Origin of the sequence: Burkholderia sp. IMCC1007, assembly GCF_027257875.1 — a bacterium.
Classification (GTDB): domain Bacteria; phylum Pseudomonadota; class Gammaproteobacteria; order Burkholderiales; family Burkholderiaceae; genus Burkholderia.
In genome coordinates this window covers 1-26,946 of record NZ_JAPVQY010000081.1, presented here as the reverse complement: position 1 = coordinate 26,946, position 26,946 = coordinate 1, and the positions used below count along the sequence as shown (strand labels likewise).

At 65.0% G+C, this 26,946-nt stretch carries 22 protein-coding genes and 3 pseudogenes; 12 read left to right on the top strand and 13 right to left on the bottom strand.

Features of this window, described 5'->3' with window-relative positions; translation table 11 throughout:
* Positions 1-427: IS30 family transposase (locus O1Q03_RS36930; protein ID WP_269506325.1), on the top strand; the 427-nt coding region annotated here is incomplete at its 5' end.
* A gap of 51 nt (positions 428-478) precedes the next feature.
* Here O1Q03_RS36930 and O1Q03_RS36925 read toward each other — a convergent pair.
* Positions 479-760: a hypothetical protein gene (locus tag O1Q03_RS36925; RefSeq protein ID WP_269510480.1), complete on the bottom strand. Its 282-nt coding sequence runs from the start codon at positions 758-760 to the stop codon at positions 479-481.
* A 195-nt stretch (positions 761-955) separates the two neighbouring features.
* Between O1Q03_RS36925 and O1Q03_RS36920 the strand changes: the two genes are divergently transcribed.
* From O1Q03_RS36920 to O1Q03_RS36900, 5 genes are all read left to right on the top strand, one after another.
* The gene (locus O1Q03_RS36920; protein ID WP_269510479.1) at positions 956-2,464 is read left to right on the top strand and encodes a hypothetical protein; all 1,509 of its coding nucleotides are present in this window, start codon (positions 956-958) and stop codon (positions 2,462-2,464) included.
* The gene (locus O1Q03_RS36915; protein WP_269510476.1) at positions 2,454-2,882 is read left to right on the top strand and encodes a hypothetical protein; all 429 of its coding nucleotides are present in this window, start codon (positions 2,454-2,456) and stop codon (positions 2,880-2,882) included. The genes O1Q03_RS36920 and O1Q03_RS36915 overlap by 11 nt, the downstream gene beginning before the upstream one ends.
* A gap of 297 nt (positions 2,883-3,179) precedes the next feature.
* A complete protein-coding gene (locus O1Q03_RS36910; protein ID WP_269510474.1) occupies positions 3,180-5,342 on the top strand; it encodes a LysM peptidoglycan-binding domain-containing protein in 2,163 nt (720 codons plus the stop codon).
* A gap of 51 nt (positions 5,343-5,393) precedes the next feature.
* Positions 5,394-5,987: a hypothetical protein gene (locus tag O1Q03_RS36905; RefSeq protein ID WP_269510472.1), complete on the top strand. Its 594-nt coding sequence runs from the start codon at positions 5,394-5,396 to the stop codon at positions 5,985-5,987.
* 4 nt (positions 5,988-5,991) lie between these two features.
* On the top strand, positions 5,992-6,315 hold the full coding sequence (locus tag O1Q03_RS36900; RefSeq protein ID WP_269510470.1) for a hypothetical protein: 324 nt from the start codon (positions 5,992-5,994) through the stop codon (positions 6,313-6,315).
* A gap of 174 nt (positions 6,316-6,489) precedes the next feature.
* Here the strand turns inward: O1Q03_RS36900 and O1Q03_RS36895 are convergent.
* Positions 6,490-7,185 (bottom strand): annotated as a pseudogene (locus O1Q03_RS36895) (IS30 family transposase); the annotation flags it as partial.
* Between the two features lie 62 nt (positions 7,186-7,247).
* On the opposite strand from O1Q03_RS36895, the pseudogene O1Q03_RS36890 reads away from it, so the two are divergent.
* Positions 7,248-8,378, top strand: a pseudogene (locus O1Q03_RS36890) (IS256 family transposase); the annotation flags it as partial.
* Here the strand turns inward: O1Q03_RS36890 and O1Q03_RS36885 are convergent.
* Complete coding sequence (locus tag O1Q03_RS36885; RefSeq protein ID WP_269510464.1) at positions 8,357-9,592, bottom strand: IS110 family transposase; 1,236 nt, start codon at positions 9,590-9,592, stop codon at positions 8,357-8,359. The pseudogene O1Q03_RS36890 and the gene O1Q03_RS36885 sit on opposite strands and share 22 nt — an antisense overlap.
* Before the next feature lie 235 nt (positions 9,593-9,827).
* Here O1Q03_RS36885 and O1Q03_RS36880 point away from each other — a divergent pair.
* Positions 9,828-10,049 (top strand): annotated as a pseudogene (locus tag O1Q03_RS36880) (transposase); the annotation flags it as partial.
* Between the two features lie 45 nt (positions 10,050-10,094).
* Here the strand turns inward: O1Q03_RS36880 and O1Q03_RS36875 are convergent.
* From O1Q03_RS36875 to argS, 5 genes are all read right to left on the bottom strand, one after another.
* On the bottom strand, positions 10,095-11,696 hold the full coding sequence (locus O1Q03_RS36875; RefSeq protein ID WP_269510462.1) for an ABC transporter substrate-binding protein: 1,602 nt from the start codon (positions 11,694-11,696) through the stop codon (positions 10,095-10,097).
* A gap of 527 nt (positions 11,697-12,223) precedes the next feature.
* Positions 12,224-12,997 carry an SDR family oxidoreductase gene (locus tag O1Q03_RS36870; protein WP_269510460.1) on the bottom strand — a complete coding sequence of 258 codons (774 nt, stop codon included), beginning with the start codon at positions 12,995-12,997 and terminating at the stop codon, positions 12,224-12,226.
* A gap of 19 nt (positions 12,998-13,016) precedes the next feature.
* Entirely contained in the window at positions 13,017-13,658 is a 642-nt protein-coding gene (locus tag O1Q03_RS36865; protein ID WP_269510458.1) for a thiol:disulfide interchange protein DsbA/DsbL, read from the bottom strand.
* 70 nt (positions 13,659-13,728) lie between these two features.
* Complete coding sequence (locus O1Q03_RS36860; protein ID WP_269510456.1) at positions 13,729-14,640, bottom strand: SPOR domain-containing protein; 912 nt, start codon at positions 14,638-14,640, stop codon at positions 13,729-13,731.
* A 145-nt stretch (positions 14,641-14,785) separates the two neighbouring features.
* Entirely contained in the window at positions 14,786-16,582 is a 1,797-nt protein-coding gene (argS, locus tag O1Q03_RS36855; RefSeq protein WP_269510454.1) for an arginine--tRNA ligase, read from the bottom strand.
* A 201-nt stretch (positions 16,583-16,783) separates the two neighbouring features.
* Between argS and O1Q03_RS36850 the strand changes: the two genes are divergently transcribed.
* Positions 16,784-17,107 (top strand): DUF1840 domain-containing protein, encoded by a 324-nt coding sequence (locus O1Q03_RS36850; protein ID WP_269510453.1) that lies wholly within the window; start codon positions 16,784-16,786, stop codon positions 17,105-17,107.
* Between the two features lie 102 nt (positions 17,108-17,209).
* Here the strand turns inward: O1Q03_RS36850 and metH are convergent, their stop codons facing one another.
* From metH to O1Q03_RS36825, 5 genes are all read right to left on the bottom strand, one after another.
* Positions 17,210-19,927, bottom strand: coding sequence for a methionine synthase (gene metH / locus O1Q03_RS36845; RefSeq protein ID WP_269510450.1), 2,718 nt, complete (start codon positions 19,925-19,927; stop codon positions 17,210-17,212).
* 41 nt (positions 19,928-19,968) lie between these two features.
* Positions 19,969-21,036: a homocysteine S-methyltransferase family protein gene (locus O1Q03_RS36840; RefSeq protein ID WP_269510449.1), complete on the bottom strand. Its 1,068-nt coding sequence runs from the start codon at positions 21,034-21,036 to the stop codon at positions 19,969-19,971.
* 282 nt (positions 21,037-21,318) lie between these two features.
* A complete protein-coding gene (locus O1Q03_RS36835) occupies positions 21,319-21,576 on the bottom strand; it encodes a BTH_I0359 family protein (RefSeq protein ID WP_006477667.1) in 258 nt (85 codons plus the stop codon).
* A gap of 243 nt (positions 21,577-21,819) precedes the next feature.
* Complete coding sequence (locus O1Q03_RS36830) at positions 21,820-23,085, bottom strand: DUF3108 domain-containing protein (RefSeq protein ID WP_269510447.1); 1,266 nt, start codon at positions 23,083-23,085, stop codon at positions 21,820-21,822.
* 175 nt (positions 23,086-23,260) lie between these two features.
* Complete coding sequence (locus O1Q03_RS36825; RefSeq protein ID WP_269510445.1) at positions 23,261-24,145, bottom strand: IclR family transcriptional regulator; 885 nt, start codon at positions 24,143-24,145, stop codon at positions 23,261-23,263.
* A gap of 127 nt (positions 24,146-24,272) precedes the next feature.
* Between O1Q03_RS36825 and O1Q03_RS36820 the strand changes: the two genes are divergently transcribed.
* The 3 genes from O1Q03_RS36820 to O1Q03_RS36810 all read left to right on the top strand — a co-directional run.
* On the top strand, positions 24,273-25,265 hold the full coding sequence (locus O1Q03_RS36820; protein ID WP_269510443.1) for a fumarylacetoacetate hydrolase family protein: 993 nt from the start codon (positions 24,273-24,275) through the stop codon (positions 25,263-25,265).
* Between the two features lie 136 nt (positions 25,266-25,401).
* Positions 25,402-26,229 carry an enoyl-CoA hydratase/isomerase family protein gene (locus tag O1Q03_RS36815; RefSeq protein ID WP_269510440.1) on the top strand — a complete coding sequence of 276 codons (828 nt, stop codon included), beginning with the start codon at positions 25,402-25,404 and terminating at the stop codon, positions 26,227-26,229.
* Positions 26,230-26,321: 92 nt separating this feature from the next.
* Positions 26,322-26,946 (top strand): PhaM family polyhydroxyalkanoate granule multifunctional regulatory protein (locus O1Q03_RS36810; RefSeq protein WP_269510438.1); only part of this gene is annotated, 625 nt, incomplete at its 3' end.

Below are 26,946 nucleotides of genomic sequence, written 5' to 3'. Positions count from 1 at the left end.
CGTGCTCGTCGAACGCATGAGCCGCGCCGTGCTGCTGGCCAAGATGCCCGATGCGACTGCTGCATCGGCGCTCGCTGCCTTCACGACCAAACTGCAATCGCTCGTCGAGCCGCTGCGTCAAACGCTGACCTACGATCAAGGTCGCGAAATGGCGCGACATGCCGAACTGACGGCCGCGACCAACGTGCGTGTCTACTTCTGTGACCCGCACAGCCCTTGGCAGCGCGGCACGTGCGAAAACACCAACGGGCTGCTGCGCCAGTACTTGCCCAAGGGCACCGATCTGTCCGTCTACTCTCAAGAGGACCTCGACGAGATTGCTGACAACCTCAACACGCGACCGCGCGCCACGCTGAACTGGCACACGCCTCTGCAAATCCTCGCTCAGGTTCTGGCTAACCCCACGGACCGAGTTCCTGTTCAGTAACCCGCGAGGTGTTGCACTTCACTCTTGAAACCGCCCCGTATCTGCCACGGCTCATGATTGGGATTCCTTTCGTATCGGATACAGCATCATCTCGAAGGATTTGGCGGAGAGGGCGAAGCCGTGGCGGTTCAGGGAGTCGACGACCGCCTGATGCTTGACGCCGGCGCGCTTGGCGGCATCGATAGTGGCTAGCAGCTCGCTCAGGCGGGCGATGTTGAAGTGTGCGCTGTCGTAGTGGGCCAGGGCATCTAGTTGCCGCTTGCCGAGTAGTGGCGATTGTCGCGCATTGTAGGGCGCTAACTTCGGTGCAATCGTCGCGGACGCGGTGCCCACCACCGTTGGCAGCGGGAGCCGCAGGTGCGCTGGCAGGCCAGATGGTGATGATAGCTGGCGGCGCACAGCGCGGACTGGATTGGAAAGGCCTGGCTCTGAGCGCAGTGGGGAGGCGTGACAGCGGGGCTGGGCAGCGCGCTGGGTGCGCCGAACTCAGTACCGTCAGCGATCGCGCAAGGCGCGGCACGATCGGTAGTGACGCAAGGCATTGGCGTGGCGACGGGATTGCAGCATAGTTTCGACTGGAAGGGCGTGGCGGCCAGCGCGATCGCGTCGGAGGCGGGCTACGGGGCAGGACTGGCTGCCGGATCGGCTGCGATTGGCGCGGGGTATGGCGCAGACGTAAGCAAGTTCGTGAGCGGTGTGTCGGGTGGCCTGAGCGCGGGCGTAGCGAGTACAGTGGTACGCGGTGGTAGCCTCTCGCGTAACTTGGGGGCAATCGCGGCTGATGCTGTCGCGAGCACGATTGGCAATATGGTTTCTGAGCAAATGGCGAACCGTCCTACGGCGAGCGCAAGCTCGCTGTATGGTGTCGGCGGTGACGTCGATGCGATGGTGCAAGGCGCGTATCCTGTCGATTCAACCAAGCAGTTCGCGTGGTCAGCCAATGCTCGATTGCAGCCGGCAAGCAGTTCGTTCGATTCGACCGCAGCGAGCCTTGGGCTGTCGAGGGAGCAGGCGCTGCGCTTGATGGGGTCATCGAGCAGCGCATCGATCACTGATTCGAATGGGCCGACGAGTGCGGTAGCGTATCCGGTGCCGACGCCGTATGTTCCGGCTGTCGAGATTCCGGGAGGGCCGCCGCTCAAATCGATTCCGGTGCTGACGGAAACGGACGGCGGATTCTGGCGTGGGCTCGCAGGTGTTCGCCGTAGCGTGTTCGAGACGCCGGCACCGTTGTCGGAAAAGATCGGGGCGGGGGTTCGAGCGGTGGGCGAGTTTATCGCCGATCCGCTGATCGAACTTGGCAATCAATATCGAGACGTGTACTCCGCAGCAAGCGGGGCGACGGGCGGTTGGCGCAGTGCCTTTGCGCGGCAGGTTTCGGATGGGAGCTACGGTGGAGCCGCGCTGACTGAATTGGGTATGGCTGCCGGAGCGGCACCGACGGCCGGTGCAGCGCTGAGAGGAATCGGCTTGGCAGCGCCTGTGGCAGTTGAGACCTTCGGGCCGACGATTAGCCGCGCGACGAACAGCTACATGACGCGTAGCGGTATGCAGCTGAATGTCGTAGAAGCAGGGTCATCGGGGATAAGCAGAGCTGGCTTGGTTGATCTGTCGACTGGCGATGTCGCTCCCGGTTTCTATCGTGCAGATCCGGCTCAGATTCGGTTTACGCAGTCAGATGCCAGTCCATTCTTCTCGAAGGATGGCACGATCGACAGTCTGGTTTCAGACCTCCGGTCTGGCAAGGTCATCGCAGACCAAGTCGGCAATCCACTTCAGGTTGTGATGCATGATGGCCTTCCATTCTCAATCGACAATCGTCGCCTCGTTGCGTTCAACTTGGCTGGGGTGAGGGACGTTCCGATCGAGATTGTGACCTTAGATAACCCGGCCGTGGCCGCACGTTTCTTCGATCGATTTGATCCGATTGGAGGAGTCGGGAAGAATATCGTTATTGCTCCGAGTTCTGCGCGAACACCGGCCCAACTGTTGCTTAGGGATTCGGGATTGATTAAGGGGGTCCAACTTGGATACTGATGCAAAAGACGTGCTTGCTCCGCAAGATTTCGCGGCTTGGCCGATTTGGCGTTACGACGATGAAGATGATCTTTATCATCCGGTAAAGAGCGCTGACCAACTTCCTGAATCGGAGCGCGCTTTGTCTATTCGTGCGAACTTCAGAACACCAGACGGTCAATCGTTCGCTGGTTACGTTGTCGGTATTGAGCGGGTCTTCTCCTTCGGTTTGTTTGGGGGAGGCCGGGTATTCCATGTCAACATGAATCTACCGGATCTCTCTGCTAAACAACTGAATGCGTTCCTCCAGGTGCAGTCGCGTGGGTCTGGCCAGACATTCGAATCATTGTTCCCATTGACGTATACTTCTTCGATCAACGAGGAACCGTTCGTGGACTTCAGCGGCCAGTTTGACTGTCTTCCGACGGCGAAACATTAGACGGGTTCGTCGTATATAACGAGCGCGTACGCCCGCGTAAGCGGGCGTTGTCGTTTGTGCGCTTGATGCAGAAGAGCTCTCTCGCGATGCGCCGGCGCTCGTCGTCATTGAGGTGCATAACGCGGATTCCATTGATCACGCGACGCAGCCAGTCGTTGGCAATAGCGCGATGTTCGTCGTTCGTGACGGCTGCCGTGGACGCGCGCAATTGCCGAATTCCGGATCCGGCCATCACGGCGCACCGAGCAGTACACGTACGATGCAAACGGCTATCTGGAGACGCAGTCCATCAACGGCGTGGTGGCGCAGGCGCGTACCAATGACCTGCTGGGGCGGGCCATCCGGGTGGTGGAGCGACGTCCGGACAACGGGCAGGTCGTGTCGGACGTCACGCGCTCATGGGATGCGGACAGCATCCTGCTGTCGGAGCGGGACCGGGTGGCGGGCAATGCGACGACTTATACGCGGATGGCGGACGGCACGCTCGCGAGGGTCGACGTGAAGCCGGACGACGCGAAGGGTACCCGCAGCTCATTCGTGTACGAATACGAGTGGTGGGACAGCGCGAAGCAATCGAAGATCACGGCGCAAGGCACGAATCCGAATGCGCCGGGATGGCGGCCGGCATCGTCGTGGTTCAACTACGACGTCAATGGCAACCTGAAATTGACGTACGACGACGGCGGAAACCAGCCGGGCAACGGACGAGCCTTTACGTACTGGACGGACCTGAGAGGGCAGGTACAGCGGCGAGACGAACTGGTCAACGTGCGGGTAGATGGCAACGGGAGAATCGTCGGGGCGGCGGGGGATCGCAAGCACAACTACTACTACCTGAACGGCAACCGGGTCGGGAATCAGGGCAACGACGGCATTGATCAGATTGACTACGTGAAGGAGCTGGCCGGCAAGCTGCAGAAAGGGAACGATAGTCAGTTCAAGGTATTCACGCCGGTGGGGACGGCGGATTTCGACGAAAGCTTCATGACGATCAACGGGGTGTACCCGGGCACGAGTCCAGGAGTGTGGACGGTGCGGGACGGCGATTCGTTGAAGTCGATCGCATCGGCGTTGTGGGGTGACGAGACGCTGTGGTACGTGCTGGCGGACGCGAACGGGCTGAAGAGCACGGACGAGCTGAAGGCAGGGCGGCTGCTGACGGTGCCGAACAAGGTAACGAACGTGCACAACACGGCGAGCACGTTCAAGCCGTATGACCCGGGCAAGGCGATCGGGAATACGCAGCCGACGTTGCCGGATCCGCCGCCGCCGCCGGGTCGGGGCGGGGGCTGCGGCGGGTTCCTGCCGGTGATTGCGATTGTGGTGGCGGTGATGGTGACGGCGGTGACGCTTGGCACGTCGACGCCGGTCACGGGGCCGATGGCGGCCGGTGCTGCGGGTGGCGCAGCAGCAGGCGGTGGCGCGGCAGCAGGGACGGCCGCTGCGGCTGGCGCGAGTGCGGCGGCGAGCGCTGCTGCTACGGGCATCAGCATGGCGGCTGTCGGCACCGGTATTGCGGCGGGAACCGCGGGTGCGCTGGCAGGCCAGTTGGTGATGATAGCTGGCGGCGCACAGCGCGGGCTGGATTGGAAAGGCCTGGCGCTGAGCGCAGTGGGTGCAGGCGTGACAGCGGGGATGGGCAGCGCGCTGGGTGCGGCGAACTCGGTGCCGTCGGCGATCGCACAAGGCGCGGCACGGTCGGTAGTGACGCAAGGCATTGGCGTGGCGACGGGATTGCAGCATAGTTTCGACTGGAAGGGCGTGGCGGCCAGCGCGATCGCGTCGGGGGCGGGCTACGGCGCAGGACTGGCTGCTGGATCGGCTGCGATTGGCGCGGGGTATAGCGCAGACGTAAGCAAGTTCGTGAGCGGTGTGTCGGGTGGCCTGAGTGCGGGCGTAGCGAGTACAGTGGTACGCGGTGGTAGCCTCTCGCGTAACTTCGGGGCAATCGCGGCGGACGCGGTGGCCAGCACCGTTGGCAATATGGTGGTCAACAACGTCCAAGCCGCATCCGTCGACTCGACAACGCGGCATACGCGGGACGCGATCGCAGCGGTCGGCGGGCAGATTCTGCCGGGTGGGCTCGGTGGTGTTGGCAGCGGGTTCGTAGCGCCGGAGTCGACGTACAGCAATGCAGCAATGCTGTATGGCGCATACGGTGGTCTAGTCAACACGACACCGACAACTTATAGCAGCGCATCGACGCTGTATGGTCTGAGCATGGGAATTGCGACCGCGCTTGAAAAAACGCCGCTGTCGGGCGAGCCGTTTCGCGCGCAGTTCAATGCGCAGCAGCCGGGTGTGTTGATAGCGGGTGGGATTGTGCCTGGCACAGTTGGCAGCCGCCAAGACGTCCTTGCTCTGGGGGCGCCAGCTCAGACGCAGAATCAAGTGTTCTGGGATGCGCTGAAGGCTCCGAAGTTGTCACTACTCGATGGCACGCCGAAGCTGGTGCCGTAGGATGGCCGCGCCGCACAGCGGGCCGGCGATAATGCGGCGTTCCTGCGGTTCATGGAAACGCAGGGCGCCCAGCCGCTGGGCGGCTTGATGGCGAACGCGGCGATGCAGGCAACGGGCAACGCTGGGTATGCGGTGGCGGTGGCGGATGCGGCGGGGCCGCTTGATGCGTTGTGGGCGCCGGGTGGGGCGCGTACTGCTTCGGCGGCGAGTGTGCGGCGTGGTAGAGGAGTTCCATATGGCTTTGAAAATTTGGAATCCTTCTCCCGATTCGGTAACGCCGTGCGCGTTGGTCTTGGTCGTGCCGGTTATGGTGATGTTGAACCCATACTTCAAGGCAGTGCTATAACCGGCAAGAGCTTCAGAACAGGCCGACCCTTTGATGTCGGTCGTGTGAGCGATTTCGACGTTGGGCTTGCGAGTCAATCGTTGCTAAAGCGGGCTGAAACGTTGGGCGTCGGTTTACGTTCAGGAGGAACTCGTACGGGGCCGCTTACGGCGAGAGACTTGCAGTTGTTAGGCTTGAGGGACTTGGCCAACCAGTTAAGTCAGCAGGCTGGGCGGGATGTCAATTTTATGATCTACAACTCGCCAGCTACAGCTATTCAGCGAGCGCCGAGTGTCACATTGCCTAATTTGAGGGAATAAGCGTATGGCGACCTATGATCTTTACGGCTTCTCGTCGGCCGATATGGATAAGGCTAAAAATATTCTAGAGGCCGCATTCGATATTCAGTTTGAAGTCCATGATAGCTCTTATCATGGAGGCCGCTATTTCAAGTTTGGAGAAGTTGCGAGCGAGCATTTTGTTTTAAAGCTGAATGTGGATCCGTTTGATGACGAGCCAGCGGAGATAGCGTATCCCGAGTATGAGGTCTTGTTCTATGTAAATGACACGTCGCGTTCAGCGGACTTGCGAGAGATAATTGCTCAAAAGGCAGACGGCTTTATCTTGCTGAGGCATGAGCAACTCTGATCGGGGGCGGCCAACGGGGCACGGCACGCGCATTCAGCTACTGGACTGACCTGCGCAGGCCGGCGTTGACGGTGCTGAACAAGGTAACGAACGTGCACAACACGGCGAGCACGTTCTTGATTTGGATTCGATCTGTGTGCGACTTAGAAGCATGAGACCTGGCGGTCTCAAGAATCAAGTGCAACGTTTAGCCAATCCGACAGCAGCCAATTCCATCGCCATAGCCTCTTCAGGGGTTTTCCAGTTGAGGGTTTGGCGAGGGCGGCCATTCATCAGTTTGGCAATGTCGTTCAATTGCATTTGGGTCACGCCTGACAGGTCGGCGCCCTTAGGCAGAAACTGACGCAGTAGGCCGTTGGTATTTTCGTTGCTGCCCCGTTGCCAAGGGGCGTAGGGATCCGCGAACCAGATGTCAAGATTCAGCCGGTGAGCCAACTCGACATGACAGGTCATTTCCGATCCACGATCGTAGGTCAGGCTCTCACGCAGAAAGGCCGGGAGCTTCTTCATCTGGCGCGTGAATCCTTCCAGCGCGTCCCGGGCGGTACAGCCGTCCATCCGGCACAGCACCACGAACCGCGTCTTGCGCTCGACCAGCGTGCCGACGCAGGAGCGATTGAAGGCGCCTTTGATCAAATCGCCTTCCCAATGACCGGGCCATTGGCGCGTTTCAATGGCCTCGGGCCGATGGATGATGCGCAGTTCTTCCGGCACAAAGCTCTTGCGAGCCAACGTCTTGCGCGCGTTGCCGCGCACCGGCTTCTCTTGGCGCAGGGCTTCGATCATGGCTTGCTTCAAGCCGCCGCGAGGATGGGTATAAATCGCCGCGTAGATCGTTTCGTGACTGACGCGCTGCTCGGGATGGTCTGGTGCATCGGACCTATCCGTCATTTTGTGGGCGGGGCATATCATGAGAGGTAAAAGTCATGGATATGCCAATGAAGAAGAAAAGGCAAACTGTAGCGCGTCAGGCAGCGGCCCGCGGGCCGCTGCCTGAACTGCCCAAGGAACTGCTGGACCAACTGGTCAAGGGGCCGATGACGCCGGCCGAAGTGCAGGACCTGATGCTGGCGTTCAACAAGGCAGTCATCGAACGGGCGATGGGCGCCGAGATGAATCTGCATCTGGGCTACCCGCCGGGCCAGGCCAAGCCCGTAGGGCAGGCCAACGAGCGCAATGGCGCCAGCGGCAAGACGGTCATCACGGATCGCGGCCCGGTTCGTGTCGAAGTCCCCCGTGACCGTGACGGCAGCTTCGAGCCGATCCTGATTCCCAAGCACGAGCGTCGTTTCACCGGCTTCGACGAACGCATCATTGCGATGTACGCGCTCGGCATGAGCGTGCGCGAGATTCAGGCGTTTCTGGCCGAGAGCTACGGCACTGAGGTATCTCCCGACTTCATCAGCTCAGTCACCGACGAGGTGATGGCCGAGGCGCTGAGCTGGCAGAGCCGCCCACTCGAGGCGATGTATCCGGTCGTGTTCTTCGACGCACTGCGGGTCAAGATCCGCGATGACGGCGTGGTCAGCAACAAGGCCGTGTATCTGGCCTTGGGTATCCAGGCCGATGGCCAGCGCGACGTGCTGGGCCTCTGGATCGAGCAGACCGAGGGGGCCAAGTTCTGGCTCAAGGTGTTCAACGAACTGAAGACGCGCGGCTGCCAGGACATCCTGATCGCCGTGGTCGACGGCCTGAAGGGGCTGACCGAGGCGATCGGCACTGCCTATCCCAAGACGACTGTCCAGACCTGCATCGTGCACCTGATCCGCAACAGTCTCGAGTACGCTAGCTACAAGGACCGTAAGGTACTCGCCGCAGCACTGCGCCCGATCTACGCGGCCGCCAGCGAAGACGCCGCGAGACAGGCCTTACAGGACTTCGCTGACGGCCCCTGGGGCGAGAAATACCCGACCATCGTGCAATCGTGGCAGCGTGCATGGGAGCACGTCGTACCGTTCTACGTGTTCCCGCCAGAGATTCGACGGGTCGTGTACACCACGGATGAAATACACAAGCCCCCACGCCGTACTTCGCTCGTTCGCTATGTCCGCGCTTCCGGCCACCGTATCGGCGCGCTGTCCGATTTGGGGCGCGACTGCTTCCATCGGTTAAACAGTCTCTGATAGGTTCGCTCGGACTGCTCCGCCACGGCTCGCTCCTGCTGGCGGACGCTCTTCAGACTGTAGGCGGCGGCCGAACCTTTGTGCGAGCCATGCTGCGCCGGCATTCCAGCCTGCAATTCCAGCGCGCGCAACTTGTGTGCGGTCAACGCTGGACGGTCCCACGCGAACGGCTCGTCGCGTGTCAGCACATACCATACGATCACAGCGAGCTTGCGAGCGGTCGCGACGACGGCAATTTGCTGGCCGCGGCGATCACGCACGCGCAGGAAGAACGCACGCAGCGGTCCAGGCGCCTGCGTCGCTCCCCAGGCAGCCTCGACCAGCATCGCCCGTGCGTAAGAGCGCCCGCGCTTGGTGATATGGCCGTGCCTAGCCGGTGTTGGGCCGGACTGATAGACCGACGGATTGAGCCCGAAGTAGCTCACCAGTTTCTCTGGATTCGGAAACCGCTCGATGTCGCCGATGGCCGAAAGCAGCCCGATCGCCACAGTGGTGTTGACGCCAGTGATCGTCAGCATCACGCGCAATCGCGCGTCGTCGATGGTCGCTCTCGCGAGTGCTTGCTCCACCTCGCGCAAATCCTCGCCGAGGCGGTCCAGTTCGCGCAGTCGTTGTTCAACACCCAGTCGTTCATCCAGCGGCAGCGGTTGAACGCTGAGCCACGCACGCCCCTTCTTGCCAAACAGATCGGTGGCGGGACACCGCTCGATCAGATGCGCGGCCAGAACCGCGTGAATCTCGTTCTTCAGCCGTGTGCGTTGCCGCACCAGCTGTGAACGGCGCGAGATCTGCCGACGCAACGCCAGCGTGTGCTCGTCCGGCATCCATACTTCCGGCAGAAAGCCGCTTGCATACAGTTGTGCCAGCACGGCCGCATCGATCTTGTCCGTCTTGACGCGTGCCTCGGCGATCAGCCGGACTTGCAGCGGATTCGCAATCGCCACATACGCGACATGCCGGCGTAGCACGTTGACGATGGCGGCAGTGTTGCCGGTTGCCTCGAGCACCACATGATCGGTGACACGCAGCTTCTCGGCAAAGCGTTCCAGTTCGTCGCGTCGCAACCCGGTTCGGCCGCCAGCATGCAGCAGGCCATTCTCCAGGTACGCGATCTCGGCCACGGAGCGCGAAACATCAAACCCCACGATTCGCATAACCGTCTCCCGTATCAAGATCACTGTTGGGAGCCGGTGGGACAGCACGACAACTACGGATTCGCGCTCACAGCGCAACCGGGCGGGTCGCAGGGGCGGCCAACTACTAACACGAGCTCGCGGCTCATCGTGTAACAACGGCCTGCCCACCCGAAGTGCTCCCCAGTGCCCCTGTCCCGGATGGTCACACCATACGCTCAAACCACTCAGCGCGGAAACCTGAGGCACCGGCTATATCATGCCGGTTACGAACGCCATAGAAAGTTTGAATATGCAACTGCGCAAGATCATCAAGACGCGCGGCCACTTCCCGAATGACGAGGCGGCGATCAAGCTGCTCTGGCTGGCGCTGCGCAATGTGCTGGCCAAAACGGTACGCACTGCCTTCGACTGGAAATCACCGATGAACCAGTTTGCTATCCTGTTCGGCGAGCGGTTTACGCAGGCGCGCGGATAACCTGTTGTTCAACCGCCTCGCCCACAAAAATGCGGACAGGTTCGGTTATTGAACGCTTACGGTGCCGAAGTTCTGCCGTCCAAACGGACTCACGTGATAGCCGCTCACGTTCGGGCGCGTCAGCGCAGCCGCCGTCGGGTAACCGAGCGGAATCCACAGCCCCTGGTCGTGGATGATCTTCTGCGCGGCTTCGTACAGCTTTGCACGCTTTGCCTGGTCGGCCGTCGACTTGCCGTCGGTGATCAGCTTGTCGAGCTGCGCGTCGCAGAAGCGCGCGAAGTTGATGCCGGACTTCACCGCATTGCAGCTGAACAGCGGCGACAGATAGTTGTCCGGATCGCCGTTGTCGCCGGCCCAGCCCATGAACAGCATGTCATGCTGGCCGAGCTTCGCCTGCTTGATCAGCTCGCCCCATTCGATCACCTTCACTTCGGCCTTCACGCCGATCTTCGCAAGGTCGGCCTGCAGCAGTTCTGCGCCGGCCTTCGGGTTCGGGTTCAGCACGCTGCCGGTCGGGCGCGTCCAGATCGTCGTCGAGAAGCCGTTCGGGAAGCCCGCCTGCGCGAGCAGCTGCTTCGCCTTCGCGGGATCGTACGGATACGGCGCGATGTCCTTCGCGTAGCTCCACGTGTTCGGCGGATACGGGTTGTTCGCGGGCGTCGCGGTGTTGTCGAACACGACCTTCAGATAGGTCGTGCGATCGAACGCGAGGTTCAGCGCTTCGCGCACCTTGTCGTTGTCGAGCGGCTTCTTCTGCGTGTTCAGCGCGACGAACGCGGTCATGAACGCGGGCGTCTGCACGACCTTCAGCGCGTTTTCGCCCTTCGCGGCGAGCACGTCCTGCGGCTTCGGCGACAGCGCGATCTGGCATTCGCCGGCCTTCACCTTCTGCATGCGTACCGACGGGTCGGGCGTGATCGCGTAGATCAGCCGGTCGACCTTCGGCTTCGCGCCCCAGTAGGTCGGGTTCACGTCGTAGCGGATCAGCGCGTCCTTCGTGTAGCTCTTCAGCACGAACGGACCGGTGCCGATCGGCTTCGCGTTCAGGTCGGCCTGCTTGCCGGCCTTCAGCAACTGATCGGCGTATTCGGACGAGTAGATCGATGCGAAGCCCATCGTCAGGATCGGTACGAACGTCGCGTTCGGCTCGTTCAGCACGAACTTCACCGTGTTGTCGTCGACCTTCGTGACCGACTTCACGAGCTTCACGAGGCCCATCGACTGCGCGTGCGGGAAGCCGCTCGCGCCGGCGACCTTGTGCCACGGATTCGAATCGTCGAGCATCCGCGAGAACGTGAACACGACGTCGTCGGCGTTCAGCGGGCGGCTCGGCTTGAAGTAGTCGGTGGTCTGGAACGCGACGTTCGGGCGCAGGTGGAACGTGTACGTCAGGCCGTCGGCGCTGGCGTCCCATTTGTCGGCGAGCGCGGGCACGACCTTCTTCGCGGCTTCGTCGTACGACACGAGCGTGTTGAAGATCACGTCGGCCGATGCGTTGGTCGTCACGAGCGAGTTGTATTGCACGACGTCGAAGCCGTCCGGGCTCGATTCGGTGCAGACGGTGAGCGGCTTCGCGGCGACGAGGCCGGGAGCGGCGAGGGCAGCGGCGACTGCGGCCGCGGCCGCGGCGAATAGCTTGACGTGCATAGGATCTCCCACGTGGCTTGTGTTTTTGCTGGGTGACGGGATGCGGGCGCGGCCACGAAGCGAGCGGGCCGGCGCGGCTGGCGAATAGCATACCGTCAAAGCACGCGACGCGTGAAAAAAGGCGCCGGAACGCGGTGAATTGACCGAGAAACGGCTGCGTTCACGGCGGAATGCGTGTTGGGGCGGCGGGATGGCGGCAGATGCGCCGGCGGGGTGGCGAGCGACGGGCGCTCGGCCAACGCGGCGGGCATCAGTGGAGACGAGCGGGATCGACGCGGGGGCGGCGAAATTGCCACCGTCGCAGCATCATCGAGTGACGATTGCGTGCGGCAGTGCGCTGCTTCAAAGTGGCACGACGGCGCGGATGAATCCGGCTCGGTGTCGACAGCGGCGCACCGGGTGCCCGGCGCGCTGAGGGCACGCGGGGCACCCAGTCCTTCAGGGCACTCAGGCACTCAGGGACTCGGCACTCAGGGACTCGGCACTCAGGGACTCAGGCACTCAGGCACTCAGGACACCCAGCGCCCTCAATGCGCGCCGGCCTTCGGCTTGCGCGGTGCCTTTTCGAACAGGCGATCGTAGAGCCAGCGCGGCAGCACGTGCAGCACCTTCGCGACGATGCCCATCTGCCACGGAATCACGCGAAACGCATGCTGCCGTGCGATCGCCCGTGCCGCGCGCGCGGCGAAGCGGTCGGCGTCCATCAGGAACGGCATCCGGTACGGGTTGTGTGCGGTCATCGGCGTGCGGATGTAGCCGGGCGCGATCGTCACGACGCCGACGCCGGCCGGGCGCAACTCGACGCGCAGCGCCTCGAGATACTTGATGGCCGCCGATTTCGACGCGCTGTACGCGCCGGAGCCGGGCAGCCCGCGCACGCCGGCGACGCTTGCGACGCCGACGAGCGTTCCGTGCCGCGCGGCCGTCATCGGGCCGACGAACGGCTCGAACGTCGCGACCATCCCGTAGTAGTTGATGTCCATCACGTCGCGGAACGCCGCGAGATCGCCCTGGCCCGTGACGGCGCCCTGGCTGATGCCCGCGTTCGCGATCACGACGTCGGGGCAGCCGTGCGCGGCGCTGAACGACGCGGCGGCCGTGGCGAGCGCATCGGCGTCGCGTACGTCGGCGGAATAGACGGAGATGGACAGCTTCGGAAAGCGTCGCGCGAACGCATCGAGGGCATCGGTGCGGCGCGCGACGAGGGCGAGCGTGGCGCCCTGGCGGGCGTATTCCTCGGCCATCGCGAGGCCGAGGCCGCTCGACGCGCCGGTGATGAAGACCTTCAGCGGAGTAGTCATGCCGGCGCGCGGGCGGGGATCAGAGCTTCTTGTCCTGAACCTGCTTCACGAGGAAGTCGAGCACCTGCGCGGTACCCGGGATGCTGTTCGTGTAAGCGGGGCCCGTCTTGTACTTGCCCTGGACGACGACCGTCGGCACGCCGTCGATCGCGTAGTCCTTCAGCAGCTTGGCCGACTGGTTCACCTCGCCCTGCACGCTGAACGAGTTGTACGCGTCCGTGAACTGCTTCTTGTCGACGCCTTGCGTCGCGAGGAAGTCGGCCTGCGCCTGCGGCGTCAGCAGGTAGTTCTTCTGCTTGTGGATCGCGTTGAAGATCGCCGGCGTGACCTTCTCGGAGATGCCGAGCGCCGACACCGCGTAGTACAGCTTCGAGTGCGGGATGAAATCGTCACGGAATGCAACGGGCACGCGCTTGAAGTCGATGTTGTTGCCTTGCTTCTTCACCCAGGCTTCGATCGTCGGCTCGAATTCGTAGCAATGCGGGCAGCCGTACCAGAAGAACTCGATGACCTCGACCTTGCCGGCCGGCGCGGACACCGGTTGCGGCGACTTCATCACTTCGAAGTCCTTGCCGGAAACGGGCGCGGCCGGCGAAGCCTGGGCGAAGCCGGCTGCCGCCAGGCCGAGGGACAGAAGAAGCGTGCTAAGCAGTTTTTTCATGTTGTGAACGTCGAATCAGTTGCTCGGGTTACGAAACGTAACGGGGTTCTGCGCGGGCGCGGCCGGTTGCTTACTGCTTCGTGAAGCGGATCACTGCCGTGTCGACACCTGCATCGGACAAGCGCTGACGGGCCGAGTTCATATCCTCGAATTTCGAGAACGGGCCGACGCGCACGCGGAAATACGTCACGCCGCTGACATCGCGCTTCGACACCTTCGACTCGAAACCCTGGAAGCCCAGGCGCGCACGCTGCTGCTCGGCGTCGCCTTCCGTTTTATATGCGCCGACCTGCAGGAAGTAGCCGGTGTTCGCGTCGGTCGCGGTCGGCGGCTTTGCTGCCGCGGCCGACGTCGCGGACGACGTTGGCTTCGCCGTGTTGTTCGCCAGCTGCTGTTGCTGCTGTTTCTGCGCGGCGGCCTGCTGCGCCTGCTTCTGCGCCGCGAAGCGCGCGAGATCGTCCTCGCCGGCTTGCTGCTGTTGCTGCGGTTGCTGTTGCGGGCGTGCCGCCTGCTGCGTCTTCTTCGGCGGCGGCGTGTTGTCGGCCGGCTTCGGTGCGACGGCGACGCCGTTACCCGACGACGGATTGTTCGACGCGGAGGTGTTGCTCGAGCCGGTGGTGCCGTTCGAATCGCCCGACGGCGGCACTTCGACGATCTGCGGTTCGGGCAGCAGGCCGCCCTGGGTCTGGTTCGCGGCCTGGCCGGGCGCGGTATTGGGCGGCGCGGATTGCGCGGCCTGCGGCACCGGCTGGCCGGGCGTCTTGCCCTGCAGCGCGCGGTTCGGGTCGAACTGCTGCGGCTGGCTCGCGCCGTTGTCGGCCGGCGGCGGCGCGACCTTCGACACGAACGGCGACGGCGAACGCGTGATGTAGAGCGCCACCACCACGGCGATCGCGAGGCCGACAATCAGGCCCAGCACGATTCCAAGAAATGTCCCTCCGGCTTGTTTCGATTGCTTCGAAGTTCGGCGTGGTTGTGCCATTGCTTGAGTCACCTGCAAAAAGAATCGTGAAAAGGCCGGGGCGGCCATCCGACGACGGCCATCCGGCGACGGGCGCCCGTGGCAGGCGATCCTGCAACGGGCGCTGCCACGGCCATTCGCTGCCCGGTTCGGGCCGCTTGCATCCTTACATCTTGGCGGGCGCGGACACGCCGAGCATCGCCAGACCGTTCTCGAGCACCTGCCGGGTCGCGGCGAGCAGCGCGGCGCGCGCGTTGCGCGGCGCTTCGTCGTCGACCAGCACGCGCTCCGCATTGTAGAACGAGTGGAATTCACCAGCGAGATCGCGCAGGTAGAACGCGACCGCGTGCGGCGCCAGTTCGTTCGCCGCGTGCGTGAGCATGTCCGGATATTCGGCGAGCTTCTGCATCAGCGACACGGCCTGCGGGCTCGTGAGCTGCGACAGGTCGGCGCCCGGCAGCTGCGATGCGTCGACGTTGTAGCGCGCCTTCAGTTCGTTGAGCACCGAGCAGATCCGCGCATGCGCGTACTGGACGTAGTAGACCGGGTTTTCGTCGTTCTGTTTCAGCGCGAGGTCGATGTCGAACACGAACTCGGTATCGGCCTTGCGCGAAATCAGGAAGAAGCGCACCGCGTCACGGCCGCGCGTGATGGTCGCCTCGTCGATCAGGTCCGGTGCCGCTTCCTGGCCCGGCACCGCGCCGCCCGACCATTCGATCAGGTCGCGCACCGTCACGTAGCTGCCCGCCCGCTTCGACAGCTTCACTTCCTGGCCGTCGCGCATCACGGTGACCATCTTGTGCAGCACGTAGTCGGGGTAGCCCTTCGGGATGCCGACGTGCAGCCCCTGCAGGCCGGCGCGCACGCGCGCGATCGTGCCGTGGTGGTCCGAACCCTGGATGTTGATCACCTTCGTGAAGCCGCGCTCCCATTTCGTCACATGGTAGGCGACGTCCGGCACGAAGTACGTGTACGTGCCGTCCGACTTGCGCATCACGCGATCCTTGTCGTCGCCTTCGTCGGTCGTGCGCAGCCACAGCGCGCCGTCCTGCTCGTAGGTCATGCCGGCCTTGATCAGCGCGTCGACCGTCTTCTCGACCCGGCCCTCGCTGTACAGCGACGACTCGAGGTAGTACTGGTCGAACTTCACGCCGAACGCCTGCAGATCCATGTCCTGCTCGTGACGCAGGTACGCGACCGCGAACTTGCGGATCGCGTCGAGATCGTCGATGTCGCCCGCGCCGGTGACCGGCTCGCCATCCTTCGCGGCGACCGTCTCGCGGTTCAGGTAGTCGCGCGCGATGTCGGCGATGTATTCGCCGTTGTACGCGGCTTCCGGCCAGCCCGCGTCGCCCGGCTTCAGGCCGCGCGCGCGCGCCTGCGTCGAGATCGCGAGGTTGCCGATCTGCACGCCCGCGTCGTTGTAGTAGAACTCGCGATGCACCGCGTAGCCCTGGCTCGCGATCACGTTCGCGAGCACGTCGCCGAGCGCCGCCTGGCGGCCGTGGCCGACGTGCAGCGGGCCGGTCGGGTTGGCCGACACGAATTCGAGCAACACTTGCTTGCCCTTTTCGCGGTCCGACGTGCCGAACGCGCGGCCCTGGTCGAACACGGCGGCGATCACCGCCTGCTTCGCCGCGGCCGTCAGGCGCAGGTTGATGAAGCCGGGGCCGGCGATTTCGGCGGCCTCGACGAGGCCTTGCGCGGCCGGCTGGGCCGTGAGCGCGGCGACGATCCGTTCGGCGAGCTGGCGCGGGTTCGTGCCGAGCGGCTTGGCGAGCTGCATCGCGACGTTGCACGCGACGTCGCCGTGCGCGGCCACCTTCGGGCGCTCCAGCGTGATGGTCGGGGCGACGAACGCGACGTCGGCGTGTGCCGCGTCGGCGCCTTTCAGCGCGTGTGCGACCTGCGTGACGCTATCCGCGAGCAGGGCTTCGAGGGTCTGTTTGTGGGCTGGCAGCATGCTGGTAGAAGGCTTCGTTGGTGGCGGCCGGAAACGCCGGCCTGCCGGCGCGCTTTTCGGGCGCGCGTTTCAGGGATCGCAGAATTTTAACAGGTGCTAATATGCCGATCAGGCGCCCCGCGTCCGCGAAGGCCGGACGCCGGCCTGCCGGCGTTCCCCAACCGCGCCGCGCGGGCACAACAAGATGAAAAGGGAATTGTCATGATTACGTTCAAGAGCAAGGCGGCACAGGATCTCGATGTGCTGAAGGATTTCGCCGTGTACGTACTGAGCCTCGTCGGCAAGCAGCTGGGCGAACGCGGCGTCATTACGCACGAGGAACTGGACGGTGCGATCGCGAAGCTGGAAGGGGCGGTCGCGCAGGCCAGGCAGGAGCGCGCCGAGCACGCGGGCCATTTCCACGAGGACGACGCCGACCACGCGCACCACGAACTGCCGCCGAACCTGGCGCAGCGGGTCGCGCCGTTCCTGATGATGCTGCGTGAAGCGAAGGCCGGCCAGGCCGACGTGCACTGGGGCTTCTGAGCCCCCGCTGGCAGGGGCGCCGGTTCGCACCGCAGAAAAAAGCCCGCTGTCGAGCGGGCTTTTCTTTTTGTCTGATCAAATGGGCGGTCGCCCGCACATCGATCAGAGCTGCGGCGCGAGCGCGCGGCGCGCGTCGTCGAGCGACAGCTGCATCCGCTGCGCGTAGTCGTCGAGCTGATCCTGCCCGATTTTCCCGACCGAGAAATACCGGCTGTCCGGGTGCGCGAGATAGAAGCCCGACACGCTCGCGGCCGGCAGCATCGCCAGCGAATCGGTCACGCTCATCCCGATCTCGTCGGCATGCAGCGCGGCGAACATGTCGCGCTTCACGAGGTGGTCGGGGCAGGCCGGGTAGCCGGGCGCCGGGCGGATGCCCGCGTACTTCTCTGCGATCAGCGCGTCGTTGTCGAGCGTCTCGCCGCTCGCATAGCCCCACAGCTCGCGGCGCACGCGCGCGTGCATCGCTTCGGCGAACGCTTCCGCGAAACGGTCGGCGAGCGCCTTCAGCATGATCGCGCTGTAGTCGTCGTGGTCGGCTTCGAACTGCTTTTCCTTCACGTCGACGCCGAGGCCGGCCGTCACCGCGAACATCCCGATGTAGTCGGCGACGCCCGACTCCTTCGGCGCGATGAAATCGGCGAGCGAACGGTTCGGCCGCATCACGCCGTCGACCACCGGGCGCACGCTCTGCTGGCGCAGGTTGCGCCACGTGAGCAGCACTTCCGAGCGCGACTCGTCGGTGTAGATCTCGATGTCGTCGTCGTTGACCGTGTTGGCCGGCAGCAGCGCGATCACGCCGTTCGCGGTCAGCCAGCGGCCCTGGATCAGCCGTGCGAGCATCGACTTCGCATCGGAAAACACGCGCCGCGCCGATTCGCCGACGATCTCGTCGTTCAGGATCGCCGGGTACGGGCCCGCGAGATCCCAGGTCTGGAAGAACGGGCCCCAGTCGATGTAGTTCGCGAGCTCGTTCAGGTCGTAGTTCTTGAACACGCGGCGGCCGATGAACTTCGGCTTCACCGGCTGGTAGCCGGCCCAGTCGACCTTGGTCTTGTTCGCGCGTGCTTCGGCGAGCGTGACCATCGGCTGCTGCTTGCGGTTCGCGTGCTGGTCGCGGATGCGTTCGTAGTCGGACTTCAGCTCGTCGAGATACTTCGCCGCGCCTTCGTCGGACAGCAGGTTCGACGCGACCGACACCGAGCGCGACGCATCGGGCACGTAGACGACTGGGCCTTCGTAGTGCGGCGCGATCTTCACGGCCGTGTGTACGCGCGACGTCGTCGCGCCGCCGATCAGCAGCGGAATCTTCTTCACGCGGAAGTAGTCGTCGCGCTGCATTTCGGATGCGACGTACGCCATTTCCTCGAGGCTCGGCGTGATGAGGCCCGACAGCCCGATGATGTCCGCGCCCTCGACCTTCGCCTTCGCGAGGATCTCGTTGCACGGGACCATCACGCCCATGTTGACGACTTCGAAGTTGTTGCACTGGAGCACGACCGACACGATGTTCTTGCCGATGTCGTGCACGTCGCCCTTCACGGTTGCGATCACGATCTTGCCCTTCGCGCGCACGTCGCCGCCCGCTTCCGCGAGCAGGCGCTTTTCTTCCTCGATGAACGGGATCAGGTGCGCGACCGCCTGCTTCATCACGCGCGCCGACTTCACGACCTGCGGCAGGAACATCTTGCCCTGGCCGAACAGGTCGCCGACGATGTTCATCCCGTCCATCAGCGGGCCTTCGATCACGTTGATCGGGCGGCCGCCGGCCGCGGCGATCTTCGCGCGCACTTCTTCGGTATCCTCGACGATGAAGGTCGTGATGCCGTGCACGAGCGCATGCGAAAGCCGCTTTTCAACGGGCTGGTTGCGCCACTCGAGGTTTTCTTCCTTCTTCGCGCCGCCCGCCTTGAACTTGTCGGCGATCTCGAGGAGGCGGTCGGTGGAATCGTCGCGGCGGTTCAGGATCACGTCCTCGACGCGCTCGCGCAGCTCCGCGTCGAGATCGGCGTACACGCCGAGCTGGCCCGCGTTCACGATGCCCATGTCCATGCCGGCCTGGATCGCGTGATACAGGAACACGGTGTGGATCGCCTCGCGCACCGGGTCGTTGCCGCGGAACGAGAACGACACGTTCGACACGCCGCCGCTCACCTTCGCGTACGGCAGGTTCTGCTTGATCCAGCGGGTCGCCTCGATGAAGTCGACCGCGTAGTTGTTGTGCTCCTCGATGCCGGTCGCGACCGCGAAGATGTTCGGGTCGAAGATGATGTCTTCCGGCGGGAAGCCGACTTCGTTCACGAGGAAGTCGTACGAGCGCTTGCAGATCTCGGTCTTGCGTTCGTAGGTATCGGCCTGGCCGGTTTCGTCGAACGCCATCACGACCGCGGCCGCGCCGTAGCGGCGGATCAGGTTCGCATGGTGGCGGAACGCGTCCTCGCCTTCCTTCAGCGAGATCGAGTTCACGATCGCCTTGCCCTGCACGCACTTCAGGCCGGCCTCGATCACGTCCCACTTCGACGAGTCGATCATGATCGGCACGCGCGCGATGTCCGGCTCCGACGCGATCAGGTTCAGGAAGCGCACCATCGCCGCCTTCGAATCGAGCATCGCCTCGTCCATGTTGATGTCGATCACCTGCGCGCCGTTCTCGACCTGCTGGCGCGCGACGGCGAGCGCCTCGTCGAACTGGCCGTTGAGGATCATCCGTGCGAACGCCTTCGAGCCGGTGACGTTGGTGCGTTCGCCGACGTTGATGAAGAGCGTCCCGGACGTGACGTTGAACGGCTCGAGGCCGGCAAGGCGCATCATGTGATCGGTCATGGCGGTGCGAATTCTTTGGATGAAGGACGGGGGCGGTCGGGTCAGGCGTTGTCGCTGTACTGGTTCGGCCAGCGGCGCGGCTTCACGTCGGCGAGCGCCTTCGCGATCTCGGCGATGTGCTCGGGCGTCGTGCCGCAGCAGCCGCCCGCGAGGTTCACGAGCCCGGCCTGCGCGAATTCCTTCAGCAGGCCCGACGTGACGTCGGGGGTTTCGTCGAAACCGGTGTCGCTCATCGGGTTCGGCAGGCCCGCGTTCGGGTAGCACGACACGTAGGTGTCGCACAGCTTCGCGAGCTCGGCGATGTACGGGCGCATCAGCGCCGCGCCGAGCGCGCAGTTCAGGCCGAACGTGAGCGGCTTCGCGTGACGCAGCGAATTCCAGAACGCCTCGACGGTCTGGCCCGACAGGATCCGGCCCGACGCGTCGGTGACGGTGCCCGAGATCATGATCGGCAGGCGCTCGCCGGTGTCCTCGAACAGCTCGTCGAGCGCGAACAGCGCGGCCTTGGCGTTCAGCGTGTCGAAGATCGTCTCGACGAGGAACAGGTCGACGCCGCCGTCGAGCAGCGCCTTCGCCTGCTGGTAGTACGACGTGCGCAATTCGTCGAACGTGACGTTGCGCGCGCCCGGGTCGTTGACGTCCGGCGAGATGCTCGCCGTCTTCGGCGTCGGCCCGATCGCGCCGGCGACGAAGCGCGGCTTGTCGGGCGTCGCGTATTTCGCGGCTGATGCGCGCGCGAGCTTCGCCGATTCGACATTCATCTCGACGACGAGGTCTTCCATCCCGTAGTCGGCCTGCGCGACGGTCGTCGCGCCGAACGTGTTGGTTTCGACGATGTCGGCGCCGGCCGCGAAGTACTGGTCGTGGATCTCGCGGATGATCTGCGGCTGCGTGAGCGACAGCAGCTCGTTGTTGCCCTTGATGTCGCGCGGGAAGTCCTTGAAGCGCTCGCCGCGATACGCGGCCTCGTCGAGCTTGTAGCGCTGGATCATCGTGCCCATCGCGCCGTCGAGGATCAGGATGCGCGATTTCAGCAGCGCAGGCAGTTCGGCGCCGCGCGTGTAGCGCGCGTCGAGCGGGACGGAAGCGGCGAGAGAGGTCGCAGACATGGCGGGAGAACCGACGAAGACGGGAAAACCGTCATTGTAGCCGGTGCGCCGCGGCGCCGCCCGGCCTCGCGCGGCACGGCACGCGGGTTGCGCATGCCGTTCACGCGCACGCGGTGGCGGATGCGGGGCGGCGGCGCAACCACGCCGCGGCTTCGCCGCGTGCCGGCCGCGCCAAACGAAAACCCCCGCCGGCGAACCGGACGGGGGCTTGGATCGGAGTGCTCGCGGCACCGCGCCAGCGGCGCGGTGAATGGCCCGGCGCGGTGGCGGGCCGCTCGGGTTTCAGTGCAGGACGACCGGCATCATCATCAGGCTGTCGAATTGTCCGAGGAACTCGTCCACTTCGTCGAGTGACGGTTCATCTTCGATCAGCTGTTTCACGTGTGCGCGGAATCGCTCGGCAAGTTCGCCGTCGATGAAGATCTCGCGCTGCGCGTTCTTGTCGACGATTTCGTATCCGCCGGCATTCATCAGATGGTGACCGGCCTGCGGCGCGAATTCGACGACGCAGTAGTTGGGGCTGTTGTAGATCATTTGCATGGCGGCACTCCTCTTTGCAGTGGCATCTGGCCTTGTTGTCCCGTAGGTGGGGCAGGCCTTGCCGGTTTCAAGGGGCTTGCGCTGCACACCCCGTTTTCCCGTTGCGTGGGGTGTATCGGTTAGAAGCCGATGTCTAACAAACGTTTCTTATTGTCGTCCGGTCTACTGAAATAGTTGTTAAAGAATGTCATCGGCCATTTCCACTCCGCGCTTCGATCGGTCGAAATTGCCGATTTATCGCGTTCACGGCGCGGTCGTCGATGACGCAGGCGTTGCAGCCGGTGGTGCCGGCGGTTGCTCGGCGGCCGGCGGCGCGGGTTGTGCGTCACGTTGCGCGGCCGGTGTGGCCGACGGCGGCGCGCTCGCGGGCGCGCTCGTTGCGTCCGCGTCCACGCCACCCCCAGAGGGTACACCCGGCGGCGCGAGCGTGCCGTGCCACAGCAACTCGATTTGCGCGCCGTTCGGCTCCGTTTGCATGAGCCGCGCCGGCAGCCAGCCGAGCGACGGCGCGAGCCACATGTCGATGCGGCGCGTGTCGCCATCGCGGCGCGGCAGGCGCATGAAGTGTCGTGCCCTGACGATACCGGCCTGGGTCTGCACGTCCTCGTCGCCGATCACGGTGATCGGCCAGGTTTCGCCGCTGTTGTTGTCGATCACGAAGAACTGCTGCGTGACGCCCGGCTTGTACGCGGACGGATTGCCGCGCACGAGCCCCGACAGCTGCATCAGCATGCTGAAGCGATCCTGCACGCCGTCGGGCAGCGGTGCGTTGTTCGGCGTGCGCGTGAAGACGACCTGATGGATCTCGCGGTTGAAGATCGCGATGTCCTCGGGGCGCCGCCCGCGCTTTTCGACGTAGCGGTCGGGCGCGATGCCGAATGCGTCGAGCCTGCCTTCGCTGCGATACGCGAACGGACCGACGAACGGCACCGGCATCGACACCGCCAGATCGTAGGATCGTCCGTCGGTGCGCCAGTGGATCGTGCCGATCATGTTCTGCATCCCGTTGTAGAACGTGTCGTACTGCAGGTCGCCCGATGGCGGCGCGGAGAACTTCACGCCGCGCGTGGCGGGCCCCGGCGTCGCGGCGCCGCTGGCACCGCCGGCCGACGCCGCCTGCGCGCCCGACGCGCCTGCGGTGCCTGCCGTAGCACTCGCAGTGGAAGCGGCGGCCGGCGGCGGCTCGCCGTGCTCGGCGGTTTGTGTCGACGTGAGGACGGGTTCGTGCGCCGGTGCGGGTTTCGGCGCGGCGGGCGGGCGCTTCGCCGGCGCAGGTTCGGCCGGATGCGCCGCCGGCTTCGGCGCGGGCTGGCGCTCGATCGGCTGCGGCTTGAGCAGCTCGATCTGCACCGGCACTTCAGCGGGCGCGGGCGGCGTGAAGGATTCGCGACTGCGCGCGAGCCACAACGCCGCGAGCGCGTGCAGCACCAGCACGACGACGAGCGCGACGCCCAAGCGCAGCCAGTGGCGGGGCAGGGCGTGACGAGGACGGGTGTCGGCAGGCGGCATCGGCGAATCGGAACAGGGTTGGGGCGGTCATGGCACGCCGCGTGCGCTGCGCGGCATACGAATCGGACCGCCGGATGTCCCGCGCGTTCGCGCCGCGGCGCGCGGATCTCGCACGGGTGTCGTGCGTCGCGTGTCAGGCGTCGCGTGTCAGGCGTCGCGTGTCAGGCGTCGCGTGTCAGGCGTCGCGCGCGTCCGGACTATAGCCGAGTTCGTACGACAGTTTCTGCGCGCATGCGCGCAGCGCCGTATCCATCTCGCCGCCCCATGCGATGTCGAACGAACCTTCCTGGCCGAGCGCGACGACGGCGAGCGCGAGTTCGCCGACCGCATCGAACACAGGCATGCAGAACGCGTGGATGGTCGGCAGCAGCATCCCTTCGACGCGCGCGGCCTGATGCGCGCGCACGTCGGCGAGCACCGCATCGACTTCTTCGAGCGTGCGCGGGCCCCCGTGATGCGGCGAGCGGCGCGTGTCGGCGAGTTCGCGCTCGAGCATCGCGGCGGTCTTGCTGCGCGGCAGGTATGCGGCGAACAGCAGGCCCGTCGCGGAGCCGAGCAGCGGCATCACGTCGCCGAGCTTCAGCGACGCCTTTGCGGGGTGGCTCGATTCCATCCAGTGCACGATCGTCGGCCCCTGGTTGCCCCACACCGCGATGCCGACCGTCTGGTCGACGCGGTCGCGCAGCTCGGTCAGCGCGATCCGCGCGAGCTTCACGCCGTCGACGCGTGCGAGCCGTGCAAGCCCCATCTGCAGCGCGAAGCCGCCGAGCTCGTAGCGGCCGGAGACCGGGTCCTGCGACACGACGCCGAGCCGCGAGAAGCTCACCAGATAGCGGTGCGCCTTCGCAGGGCTCATGCCTGCCCGCTGCGCGAGGTCGCGCAGCATCATCGCGCGCGGCTCGCTCGTCAGCACGTCGAGCAGGCGAAAGCCGACCTCGATCGACTGGATGCCGGAGCGGACCTTTTCACTGCCCTCGCCGCCGTCGCCGCCTTCGCCGGAGCCGGCATCGTCGGTATCGGAGTCGGCGAGATCATCGTCGGGGAGCGGGCTGGCAGGCATGGGCAACGGGGGCACGAAAATGCGGCAAGGGTCGGGACGAAAGCGGCATGCACGATCGTGGCGCGCCGCACGGATTCACCATCGTAAAATAGATTCCCTCCATCGTCACTACAACGGCAGACACCCCATGAAACTTGCATCGCTGAAGGACGGCACGCGCGACGGCCAGCTGATCGTCGTGTCGCGCGACCTGCACACCGCGGCGATCGCCGATGCGATCGCGCCGACGCTGCAGCGCGTCCTCGACGACTGGGCGTTCTATGCGCCGCAACTGCGCGATCTGTACGACGCGCTGAACCACGGCCGTGCGCGCAATGCGTTCGCGTTCGACGCGGCCAACTGCATGGCGCCGCTGCCGCGCGCGTTCCAGTGGGCCGACGGCTCCGCGTACGTGAACCACGTCGAACTCGTGCGCCGCGCGCGCGGCGCCGAGATGCCGCCCGAGTTCTGGACCGATCCGCTGATGTACCAGGGCGGCAGCGACGACTTCCTCGGCGCGCGCGACGACATCGTGTGTCGGTCCGAGGAATGGGGCATCGATTTCGAGGCCGAGGTCGCGGTGATCACCGGCGACGTGCGGATGGGCGCATCGCCCGACGACGCACTGAAGGCCGTGCGGCTCGTCACGCTCGCAAACGACGTGTCGCTGCGCAACCTGATTCCTGCCGAACTCGCGAAGGGCTTCGGCTTCTTCCAGAGCAAGCCCGCCACCGCGTTCGCGCCGCTCGCGGTCACGCCCGACGAACTCGGCGACGAATGGCGCGAAGGCCGCGTGCATCGGCCGATGATCGTCCACTGGAACGGCAAGAAAGTCGGCCAGCCCGACGCCGGCACCGACATGGTGTTCCACTTCGGCCAGCTGATCGCGCACGCGGCGAAGACGCGCAACCTGCGCGCCGGCTCGATCGTCGGCTCGGGCACGGTGTCGAACAAGGATGCGAAGCGCGGCTACTGCTGCATCGCCGAGAAGCGCTGCCTCGAGACGATCGAGCACGGCGCGCCGCAGACCGAGTTCATGCGCTACGGCGACACCGTGCGCATCGAGATGTTCGATGCGGCCGGCAAGTCGATCTTCGGCGCGATCGAGCAGTCCGTCGCGCCGCCCGACGGCGCGGCCTGATCCAGATGCGAAACCCGGCGTCGGCCCGCGCGCCGGGTTTCGCCCGATGTTTGCCCGCGCGGGCTTGGCTACACTCGATTCAGACGTTTCAAACGTTCGACGCATTTCACGCATTTCAGGACCCTGGGAGCAGCGCATGGCCGATCTCGCCGCGTACGGCGGTTACGAAGCACTGAAAGTGACGCGCCGCGATCATGGCGTGCTCGACATCGTGATGAGCGGGGAGGGCGCGAACCGCAGCGGCCTCGCGACCGCGAACGAGCGCATGCATCGCGAGCTCGCCGACATCTGGCGCGACGTCGATCGCGATCCCGACACGCGCGTCGCGGTGATCCGCGGCGAGGGCAAGGGCTTTTCGGCGGGCGGCGATCTCGCGCTCGTCGAGGCGATGGCGAACGACTTCGACGTGCGCGCCCGCGTGTGGCGCGAAGCGCGCGATCTCGTCTACAACGTGATCAACTGCAGCAAGCCGATCGTGTCGGCGATGCACGGGCCGGCCGTCGGCGCGGGCCTCGTCGCCGGTCTGCTCGCCGACATCGCGATCGCCGCGAAGGATGCGCGCATCATCGACGGCCATACGCGGCTCGGCGTCGCGGCCGGCGATCACGCCGCGATCGTGTGGCCGCTGTTGTGCGGGATGGCGAAGGCGAAGTACTACCTGCTGCTGTGCGAGCCGGTGAGCGGCGAGGAAGCCGAGCGCATCGGCCTCGTGTCGCTCGCGGTCGAGCCGGCGGATCTGCTGCCGAAGGCCTACGAAGTCGCCGAGCGGCTCGCGCATGGTTCGCAGCCGGCGATCCGCTGGACCAAGTACGCGCTGAACAACTGGCTGCGCTCGGCCGGGCCGACCTTCGATACGTCGCTGGCGCTCGAATTCATGGGCTTCTCCGGGCCCGACGTGCAGGAGGGCATCCGCTCGCTGCGCGAACGCCGTGCGCCCGACTTCCACGGCGATGCACCGTTCTGACGCGCCGTTCTGGTGCGCGCTATGATCGAACCAGAGGCGGTTGCGCGCCGCGCGACGCCCGCCTTGCCCACCCAGTCAAACAGGATGCCCGTATGACCACCGATGCTTCCGGTTCCAATCCTTTCGCCGGCTTCGCCGGTTTCAAGCCTGCCGACATGCTCGACCGGATGTGGGACATGATGCGGATGTCGCCGTTCGGCGGCGCAATGGCGTCGTTTCCCGGCGCCACATCGGGGCTGCCGCCGTCGCTGTCGAGCATGTCCGACATGATGGCGCCGCTCACGAGCGTCGAGGAACTCGACAAGCGGATCACCGATCTGCGCGCGGTCGAGCAATGGCTCAAGCTCAATCTCGGAATGCTGCAGTCCGCGATCCAGGCGCTCGAGGTGCAGCGTGCGACGCTCGCGACGCTGCGCGCGTTCGGCGCATTCGCGCAAAGCTCGATGTCGGCGGCTGAAGAGGCTGCTGTCGCGGCCGCGCAGGCGGCGTCCGCGCCGCGCGCCGATGCCCAGCGCGGGCCGGATGCGGCGGCGGCTGGCGCCGCGGATGCTTCGTCCGCCGGCGATGCCGCGCAGCAGGCGTTCGATCCGTCCGGCTGGTGGAACCTGCTGCAGGCACAGTTCAACCAGCTCGCGAGCCTCGCGGTCACGCAGCCGGGTGCACAGTCCGCCGCGCCGGGCGAAGCGCCGCCGGCCTCGGCGGCCGGCCCGGCACCGG

Coding starts and splice junctions, on each gene's coding strand:
- argS (WP_269510454.1), bottom strand. CDS start 16,582: ATGCTGCCAGCCCACAAACAGACCCTCGAAGCCCTGCTCGCGGATAGC.
- O1Q03_RS36830 (WP_269510447.1), bottom strand. CDS start 23,085: ATGCCGCCTGCCGACACCCGTCCTCGTCACGCCCTGCCCCGCCACTGG.
- O1Q03_RS36905 (WP_269510472.1), top strand. CDS start 5,394: ATGGAAACGCAGGGCGCCCAGCCGCTGGGCGGCTTGATGGCGAACGCG.
- O1Q03_RS36885 (WP_269510464.1), bottom strand. CDS start 9,592: ATGCGAATCGTGGGGTTTGATGTTTCGCGCTCCGTGGCCGAGATCGCG.
- O1Q03_RS36825 (WP_269510445.1), bottom strand. CDS start 24,145: ATGCCTGCCAGCCCGCTCCCCGACGATGATCTCGCCGACTCCGATACC.
- O1Q03_RS36820 (WP_269510443.1), top strand. CDS start 24,273: ATGAAACTTGCATCGCTGAAGGACGGCACGCGCGACGGCCAGCTGATC.
- O1Q03_RS36835 (WP_006477667.1), bottom strand. CDS start 21,576: ATGCAAATGATCTACAACAGCCCCAACTACTGCGTCGTCGAATTCGCG.
- O1Q03_RS36900 (WP_269510470.1), top strand. CDS start 5,992: ATGGCGACCTATGATCTTTACGGCTTCTCGTCGGCCGATATGGATAAG.
- O1Q03_RS36840 (WP_269510449.1), bottom strand. CDS start 21,036: ATGTCTGCGACCTCTCTCGCCGCTTCCGTCCCGCTCGACGCGCGCTAC.
- O1Q03_RS36870 (WP_269510460.1), bottom strand. CDS start 12,997: ATGACTACTCCGCTGAAGGTCTTCATCACCGGCGCGTCGAGCGGCCTC.
- O1Q03_RS36860 (WP_269510456.1), bottom strand. CDS start 14,640: ATGGCACAACCACGCCGAACTTCGAAGCAATCGAAACAAGCCGGAGGG.
- O1Q03_RS36815 (WP_269510440.1), top strand. CDS start 25,402: ATGGCCGATCTCGCCGCGTACGGCGGTTACGAAGCACTGAAAGTGACG.
- O1Q03_RS36865 (WP_269510458.1), bottom strand. CDS start 13,658: ATGAAAAAACTGCTTAGCACGCTTCTTCTGTCCCTCGGCCTGGCGGCA.
- O1Q03_RS36875 (WP_269510462.1), bottom strand. CDS start 11,696: ATGCACGTCAAGCTATTCGCCGCGGCCGCGGCCGCAGTCGCCGCTGCC.
- metH (WP_269510450.1), bottom strand. CDS start 19,927: ATGACCGATCACATGATGCGCCTTGCCGGCCTCGAGCCGTTCAACGTC.
- O1Q03_RS36850 (WP_269510453.1), top strand. CDS start 16,784: ATGATTACGTTCAAGAGCAAGGCGGCACAGGATCTCGATGTGCTGAAG.